This window comes from Mesorhizobium sp. M7A.F.Ca.CA.003.01.2.1 (assembly GCF_003998945.1).
In the GTDB taxonomy this organism is placed as follows: Bacteria; Pseudomonadota; Alphaproteobacteria; order Rhizobiales; family Rhizobiaceae; genus Mesorhizobium; species Mesorhizobium ciceri.
This window is the reverse complement of record NZ_RZRA01000182.1, coordinates 1-7,221: the sequence shown is the minus strand read 5'-3', so window position 1 is coordinate 7,221 and position 7,221 is coordinate 1. Positions and strand designations below refer to the sequence as shown.

The window sequence follows — 7,221 nt, the reverse complement described above, 5'->3', positions numbered from 1 at the left end:
AGACAGGTGGACGCCGCGCGCTCGCCCGATTTCGACGCCAGGAATTCGGCCGCCGACAGCGCCAGCGTCGTGGCGCCGGCGCCGCCGCTGGCGCTGATGAAGGTGATGATCCGGCTTTTGGTTCCCTGGTTGCCGGTGTCGTGGAAGGTCACCGCATTGAGCAGTTCCTTGCCGTCGAGCGGCTTGTGCAGCCAGTCCGAGGCGTTCATGCGCACCAAAACGCGCGTCTGCTCCGAGCTCAGCTCGTCGGAAACCGCGATCAGCGGCACGCTGGCCCACAGTGCGCGCGCCTCGACGATGCCGGGCCTGCCGAGCAGCTCGCCATTGCCGAGATCGAGGATGACGATGCCCGGGCGTGTGTCCGCCGGCGGTCCTTTCAGAAAATCGCTCGTCTCGGAAACCCTGACGTCATAGATCGCCAGCGCATCGAGCCGCGTCGCCACATCGCGCTTGAAATTCGGATCCGACGAAAACAGCGCCACCTGCTTGCGCTTGGTCGGCGTAACCTTGGTGTTGATGGCGTTCATGGCCAGGTACTCTTCATGTCTTCGCCCGTGACCGTGCTCAGCATGGAGGGCATTGTGATGTTGTTGAAGCCGAGCAGTCCGCCCAGGAAGAAAAACTGGAAGGGATGGTTGGTGATGCTCACCGTGATGGTCGGCACCGGTCCGCTGGGACGCGTCCAGTAGCCGAGGCCGGAAGCCTGGTATTGAATCCTGACTTCGGACTTGGCCAACATCGGCAGGAATGTCTGCATTCCGGGCCGGCTGCTGTTGCCGCTGAAAATGAAATTAAAGGCATCTTGGCTTACATTGAGGTTCTGGCACGTAGCGCCTGTGCCGCAAACGCAAGAGACGCTTCCAGCGGTGTTGGCGGTGCAGATATAGTTGTAAGTGTTTGCGGGTACCGCAGTGCCGACTTTAGTTAGGTCGGTCTGCGTTATCGTCTCGGCCAGGAGCCCGCTGGCGACAGGTGTAGAAATCTGCGCCAGCCTTGCGCCGGCTTGCACCGCCTTATTCCCGGCATTCCATTGGTAAAAGGCGTAGCCGAAATCGATGAAGCCAAGCAAAAGCGTCAACAGCAGCGGCATCACTATGGCCATTTCGACCATTGTCGTTCCGGACTGGCTAGCCCAAAACTTGGTGCGCCCCATCACCATCCAATGACCCGTTCCTGATGGGATACACTGAGGGTCAGGGCTCCAAAGCCAAGATACGACCAGAATCCAACGTCCGGATAAGAATAGGAGGTGCTGACGTCCACGACATCGACTTTGGTCGTGCTGCTGAGATAAAGTTGCGTGCCCGTGGCGGCATCAACCGCGTCCAGCGAGACCGCCTTGGTGATGTCAACCGCCGCCGGCAGCCATCCGGTCACTCTGGCGCTGCCGTTAGCGACCGCCCCATTGGCAGCAAGGTTCTGGGCTCGGCCCTTGCAAGTCGCCCAATCGCTGCTGCATCGTGCCATGTAGCGCCCCGCATCCTCAACGCCAGCTTCGAGAAGCATCCGCGTATTCAGGATGTTGGAGAACTCGAACACACCGGCCGATAACAGCAATACGAGTGGTATCGTGATCGCGGCTTCCACCAAAGCGGCGCCACTTTCGTCGCCTTGGAACCGTCCAATGATTCTGCGGAGCCTGGTCATGTCAGCGCTACCGATACAACTGGGCTTCGTTGCGGAATGCTTTGTCTACCAGGGTGTTGTTGGCAAATCCGCCATCGACATCGACGATCTCAAGGCTGATAGCCTTCTCGGCGCCTGTACCGTCCGGATTGTCCTCGTCGTTGGGATTCACCTTCTGGATAGGGTTGTTTATGAAGACGCTTGCATAGCCATCCGGTCGGACTGCGGTGTGGCCGTTCAGCTTCGCCTGGTTTGCTTTGCAATCGATAATGGCCATGTTTATCAGCCGGCGGCTCGGATCCGCCTTGGTGAGGTCCCCCTTGTAGCAGGAAGGCGTTCCAACTTCGTTCGAAGGCCCTTTCGATTTGTCGCCCACGATTCCGGCCGCGATTTCATAGTTGTAGACATCATACCTGGAGGCGGGAACGTTCCGCTTGAGAGGGTCGGTCTTCGCCGGGAGGTTTGGATACGCTGCGTTCTTATGATTGGCGGCCCAGTAGGCGGTCCAGAAGGAATTCGCCGCGATCGGCAGCGTCATGCCCTTAGCGGAGTCATAGCCGGTGCCATCCGGGAGAGGCAACGCGGAACCATCCGTCGCGACATCAAACTTGTTGCAATTGCTGTTCTTGCTGGCCCCCTTGCGGACATTGCTCGCCGGGCGGTAGCCAAGGTCTGTGTTATTTTTCAGATTGCCCTGATAGAGATCGAACCGGACATTCAGGCCAGTATTGACCTGACCCAAGGTGACACCCGTTTTCGTGGTCAGCGAAGTGCGGCTGTAGCAGGTGCCGGCGGTCCCCTTGGCCATCCCCTCCTGTATCGAGGTCAGGCCGTTTTCCAGCAGGCCAAAGTTGCCCGGGCCGGGGTTGCTATCGACTTTCAGAATACGAAATTCGCGGCTATAGGTGTCCCCCGACGCGAACGCCTGCTGGATCGTTTTGCTGGTCAACGGGTCGGTCGTCTCGAACGGATTGCACATGAAGATCGGCACCGTTTCGCAGATCGACTGGACAAATCCGGCCACAGCCTGAGGTCTGATGTCGAATGTGTTGCTGCCGCTGACAACGCTTGCCGGAAAGATCGCTTCGAAGGCCCCGGCACCATCCGCCAGGCCGGACGGGTTCACGGTCACCAGTGAGAATGTCACGGCTTTAGGGTCGGTGCTTGCCCAGTTCACACCATTGGCGTCGACACCAGCGGCACTCAACTTGATGCTGTCGTCGGCCGGTATCCCGGTCAAGTATGTAACGGTCACATCGGCTAGAGCGAGTGTATGATCGCCTGCCGTTGAAAACTTGGTCTTGTTGGTGAGAAGGGTAGTCTTGGCCAGATTGGCTCTGGTGATCGAATCCGATCTGCCATCCAGTTCCGCTGCCGTTGCCAGAGCAAGGGCATCAACTCCCTTTTGCAGATCGTTGTGAAGTCCGTTGGCTCGGCTCATATCGATGGCCAGCAGAGCGAAGCCGATAAGCACGGGCAGCATGATTGCCACGAGGATCATCGCGATGCCGCGTTGATCGTTCCAGAAGGCACGAATGGTCCCCAACATGACCTTACTCTCTGCTTTCCTGCGCCAGAGCCCCTCGCATGCCCGGCGCCCTGCGCATCCCTTCGTTCAGTTCACTGTGTCACACCCGACCCGCCGACATTGACCGTGATCGCTGGTGGCGGCGGCGGTGGCGGTGGATATTTGTAGCCTTGGGCAACGGCTGCGGCGCGTGCGCCGTCGCCTTCGATATGTGTGTTTCGGGACGCCGGGTTGAGCGGGTCGACCGTCTGCAGCAGCGAATTGAACTTCTGCGTGTCGCCGGCGGCCAGGGTCACCGAATCATAATGGTTCAGATAGTCCGCGGCGCAGCCCGACAGGGCGCTGGCGCACAGAATGAGGATCAAGGCGCTATTTCTTGACATAGAGCATCTTGTCCTTCGATTTGAAGTCGAGCATGTGGCCATAGGGGCCGGTGACGCCTTCGCCGGTTTCATATTTGCGGACCATGTCCTTGGTCACTTCCAATTGGCCGAGCACGAAGAACTCCGGATCGTTGGCGGGCCGTGTCTTGTCGAACGGTGTCGCCAACTGCTCCCCAGGCTTCACCGGCCGCACGATATGCGGCGTGACGATGACGACCAGCTCGGTCTCTTCCTTCTGGTTGCTCGAACTGCGAAACAGCGTCCCGATCACAGGCACTTGGCCGAGCCAAGGCACCTGATCCTGGAGCTTGGTGGTCTTGCTGGACAGAAGCCCGCCGACGGCGAAGCTCTGGCCGTCGCGCAATTCGACGACGGTCGACAATTTGCGGTTGGTGAAGATCGGGTCGCCGGCGGTGGTGAAGCCGGTCAGGTCACTGACCTCCGGCGCCAGGTTCATATGAATCTTGCCGTCGTCGAGTACGACCGGCGTGAACAGAAGATTGACGCCGAATTGCTTGTACACGATGTTTACCTGGCCGTCCTTGTCCAGACTGCGAATAGGCACTTCACCACCGGCGTTGAAGCTGGCCTGCTCGCCGGAAAGCGTGGTGAGGTTGGGGTTCGCGAGCGTGCGCACCGCGCCTTTGGACTCGAGCGCCTCTATGATCAGGTCGACCTTGATGTTGCTGTCGATGACGCGCGTGATAAGCGCTCCGAAGGGCGCCGAGTTGGACAGGAGGCCGCTGAGCAGACCGCCCGGTCCGAGCACGACACCGTCCTCGTCAACGGCAGCAACACCGGTACCGGTACGGGTTGTGCCATCGCCGTTCCTGCTTTTGATCGACACGCCGAGGTCGCGGCCGGTGTTGCGCTTGGCTTCCAGCACGCGCACTTCCAAATTGACCTGCTGGCTGTCGTCGACGATGACGGAGTTGATGACGGCATCGGGTCCATATTGCTGCGCAACCGCCATGATCGCCGCCAGCGTAGCGCCATCTTTCACATGCCCGCCAAGCCTGACCCTGCCATTGACCGAGCCCACTTCGATGCGCGACTTTGGCGCGACCTGGCGGATCGCCTGCGCCATGTCGCTGACATCGACGCCGACCTCGATCTGGAGGGCGCCGAGCGAGCGCTTATCGGTGGAGAACAGATTAACCGTGGTGGTGCCGGCGCCCTTACCGATGACGTAGAGCGTGCGGTCGGTCATTGGCTGGGCATCGGCGATCTTCTCGTCGCCAACGACGATGTCGCCCAGATTGGCACTCACCTGGATCGTCACCGATTGCGACATCGGCAGGAAAATCCGATGAACGCTGGGGGTCGACACATCGATGAAGCGGTCGGCCGCATTGGCCGCCAGGCCCGACAGCAACAGCGCCCCTAGGCACGACAACGCGGCCGTCGCTATCCCTAAGCAATATCCCCGCATCCCCGTCTCCCCACTCGCTGCCGGTGGCAGTCCCGTTTATTAGCCGCACCTTATCATGGTTGTCGCGGCACGTCATATGTCTCGAGCTTCACACCCCGAAAAACGCCGATCGTTGCCCGCGCCGGCGGCTCAGGCTGCACATATTTGACCACTTCCTTGACGACCGGCTGCGGTGCCGCCATCACGATCGGAGCAGGCTTTACCTTGCCCAACTCGTCGAGGCGGCTTCCCACCCGCTCCACAGCCTGCGTCAACCCGGCAATCTTGTCCTCGGCGCGCTTGCGCTCGGCTGTAGCCTCCGCTTCGGCCGCTGCCTTCCTGTCGAGCTCCGCCTGCCTGGCGGCGACATCGGCCGGCGTTTCGCCGGTCAGGTCGGAAAGCGTCACCCGCTCGGTCATTTCGCCCTTGCTGGCGGCGGCCTGGCGAAGCGCCAGCGACAATTGGCCGGCGCCTGCCGCAAGCGTCAGCTTCTGCGCGTCCTTGGTGCTGGCTTCCAGCGTTACGGACTTCACCACGGTTGGGCTGTCCTTGCTCACATCGGCCACCTGGTCGATGGCGAGCACCTTCATGCTCTGCAGCAGCACATCGACGAAACTCTTGTCCGCTCCATCATCGCCGCGCACCGTTCGCGTCAGCAGCACATCGACCCGGTCACCCGGGAAGACGAAGCCGGCGACGCCGAGCACGTCGTTCACCCTGATGGAAACAGCTTTCATGCCTTCGCCAAGCACCGCCGAAAGTGTGGCGCGTTGGCCTGGCCCAGTGATCTTGCTGGCGAGGACTGGTTCGTTGGTGCTGATGGTCTGAAGCGCTTGCCTTGTACCTTCGCCGGCCAAGGCTTCCTTTGTCGTCTTGAAAGCGCCTGCCGGTATTGCGCCCGCCGGCCATGCGACTTCGCGCAATGTGTCCGCACTCAGCGCATCGCCGAATTTCAGTGGTATCGCCGCAACCACGACAGTGCTGCCTTGAACAATACCCGTTTGCGCCATGGCGCTTCGCTGGCCAGCCAGCCAGATATTGACCAGCACAACCGCCAGGACACCGAAAATACCGGCAAGAACGATCATGATGAGTGTGTTCGCGCGCATGGTCCCAAAAACCCCAAGAAAGGCAACATATCGGGCAACAGGGACCCGGATCAGATCCGGGTCCCGATTGGAAAATGATCAGGGACCAGGAGTAGCCGTAGCAACAGTACAGTTCGTCACGCCAGCAACGCCCGTCAGCTTGCTGCAGAGATTGGTGAACGAGCCGTTCACCCACACTCCGATAGCGATGATCGTCACGATCGACGCCGCGGCAATGATGCCGATGAGGATGGAATATTCGACCATGGCAGCGCCGTTTTCATCGTCGCGGAACTGCCGGGTCATCGTCATGAGCTTCTTCATGTCAATTTCTCCCTTTGGAGGTTGGAACCCGACGAGACAGAGCAAGAGATGAAATCCATACCCAAGCATCCCCCGTCATCTCGATCCTAGGTCCCGAGAAAATGCAGAGTCAAACGACATTAAGGGTTCCTTAACTTTCATGTACCTGATTCGGCAAGAAGGTGGCAAAGTGAAATCTTATCAAGGGATTGATTCTTTTCATTTTTCGATCGCCCTTAACCATTCATTCACAATTTAGCCGCTCATGTGGCGAAACCGTGGAAGCATTAGAAGAAATGCATATTCCTTTATATCTAAGGACTTAAGCGGGAGTTTTGCTAATTTTCGCGGCGCGGGCGCATGAGCCTGAGAGCTGAGGATAAATTTGGGGAACTCCGCATGCCCTCTGCACCAAATAATCAAGGGATTTGCGGTCCTTGATCTTAACTATGCCGAAAGTAATGGCTGTGCGCCGGGCATCCAGGCGCTTGTGCGCTCGTTGGTTAACGTTTAGTTTCCGCTAATGCGTGTCCGAGGGGAGTATAAGCAATTATGCTGGGACGGTTCATCAAGGGGCCAAGCGAACAGCAGGCAGTGACAAAGGTCGAGCCGCTGGCGGTGCAGCCTGTTGCTCCGGCTCTTCTGCCAGCCGTTGATATTCAATCGCATGGTGACGATTTCCTGACGATCAAGGTCGAGCTGCATCGCCACTTGATCGACCGGTTCAACCTGACCGCGCTTGAAAGTGCTTCCAAGGATGAGATCCTGAACGAGATCCGTCCAATCGTGCGCGAGTTCGTTCGCGCTCGCGCGGTGCCGCTGAATGCGCGCGAACTCGATCAACTCACCAGCGACACCGCCGACGAGATGCTGGGCCTCGGG

At 59.3% G+C, this 7,221-nt stretch carries 7 protein-coding genes and 2 pseudogenes; 1 reads left to right on the top strand and 8 read right to left on the bottom strand.

Annotated features, from left to right (window positions below; all coding sequences use genetic code 11):
• The 8 genes and pseudogenes from EN969_RS10190 to EN969_RS10155 all read right to left on the bottom strand — a co-directional run.
• Window positions 1-527 (bottom strand): annotated as a pseudogene (locus EN969_RS10190) (response regulator transcription factor); the annotation flags it as partial.
• Entirely contained in the window at window positions 524-1,111 is a 588-nt protein-coding gene (locus tag EN969_RS10185; RefSeq protein ID WP_244514262.1) for a TadE/TadG family type IV pilus assembly protein, read from the bottom strand. The gene EN969_RS10185 and the pseudogene EN969_RS10190, both read right to left, overlap by 4 nt.
• A gap of 41 nt (window positions 1,112-1,152) precedes the next feature.
• The gene (locus EN969_RS10180; protein WP_063170088.1) at window positions 1,153-1,647 is read right to left on the bottom strand and encodes a TadE/TadG family type IV pilus assembly protein; all 495 of its coding nucleotides are present in this window, start codon (window positions 1,645-1,647) and stop codon (window positions 1,153-1,155) included.
• Window positions 1,648-1,654: 7 nt separating this feature from the next.
• A complete protein-coding gene (locus EN969_RS10175; RefSeq protein WP_063170089.1) occupies window positions 1,655-3,175 on the bottom strand; it encodes a pilus assembly protein TadG-related protein in 1,521 nt (506 codons plus the stop codon).
• Window positions 3,176-3,246: 71 nt separating this feature from the next.
• Entirely contained in the window at window positions 3,247-3,519 is a 273-nt protein-coding gene (locus EN969_RS10170; RefSeq protein ID WP_245459162.1) for a hypothetical protein, read from the bottom strand.
• Window positions 3,520-3,523: 4 nt separating this feature from the next.
• On the bottom strand, window positions 3,524-4,969 hold the full coding sequence (locus EN969_RS10165) for a type II and III secretion system protein family protein (RefSeq protein WP_063170091.1): 1,446 nt from the start codon (window positions 4,967-4,969) through the stop codon (window positions 3,524-3,526).
• Between the two features lie 53 nt (window positions 4,970-5,022).
• A complete protein-coding gene (gene cpaB / locus EN969_RS10160; RefSeq protein WP_063170092.1) occupies window positions 5,023-6,057 on the bottom strand; it encodes a Flp pilus assembly protein CpaB in 1,035 nt (344 codons plus the stop codon).
• A gap of 78 nt (window positions 6,058-6,135) precedes the next feature.
• A complete protein-coding gene (locus tag EN969_RS10155; protein WP_063170093.1) occupies window positions 6,136-6,360 on the bottom strand; it encodes a Flp family type IVb pilin in 225 nt (74 codons plus the stop codon).
• Between the two features lie 531 nt (window positions 6,361-6,891).
• On the opposite strand from EN969_RS10155, the pseudogene EN969_RS10150 reads away from it, so the two are divergent.
• Window positions 6,892-7,221 (top strand): annotated as a pseudogene (locus tag EN969_RS10150) (CpaF family protein); the annotation flags it as partial.

What these genes read in the sequence shown, in the direction of transcription:
- EN969_RS10165 (WP_063170091.1), bottom strand. Translation starts at nt 4,969, where the DNA reads ATGCGGGGATATTGCTTAGGGATAGCGACGGCCGCGTTGTCGTGCCTA.
- EN969_RS10175 (WP_063170089.1), bottom strand. Translation starts at nt 3,175, where the DNA reads ATGTTGGGGACCATTCGTGCCTTCTGGAACGATCAACGCGGCATCGCG.
- EN969_RS10155 (WP_063170093.1), bottom strand. Translation starts at nt 6,360, where the DNA reads ATGAAGAAGCTCATGACGATGACCCGGCAGTTCCGCGACGATGAAAAC.
- EN969_RS10185 (WP_244514262.1), bottom strand. Translation starts at nt 1,111, where the DNA reads ATGGTCGAAATGGCCATAGTGATGCCGCTGCTGTTGACGCTTTTGCTT.
- EN969_RS10180 (WP_063170088.1), bottom strand. Translation starts at nt 1,647, where the DNA reads ATGACCAGGCTCCGCAGAATCATTGGACGGTTCCAAGGCGACGAAAGT.
- cpaB (WP_063170092.1), bottom strand. Translation starts at nt 6,057, where the DNA reads ATGCGCGCGAACACACTCATCATGATCGTTCTTGCCGGTATTTTCGGT.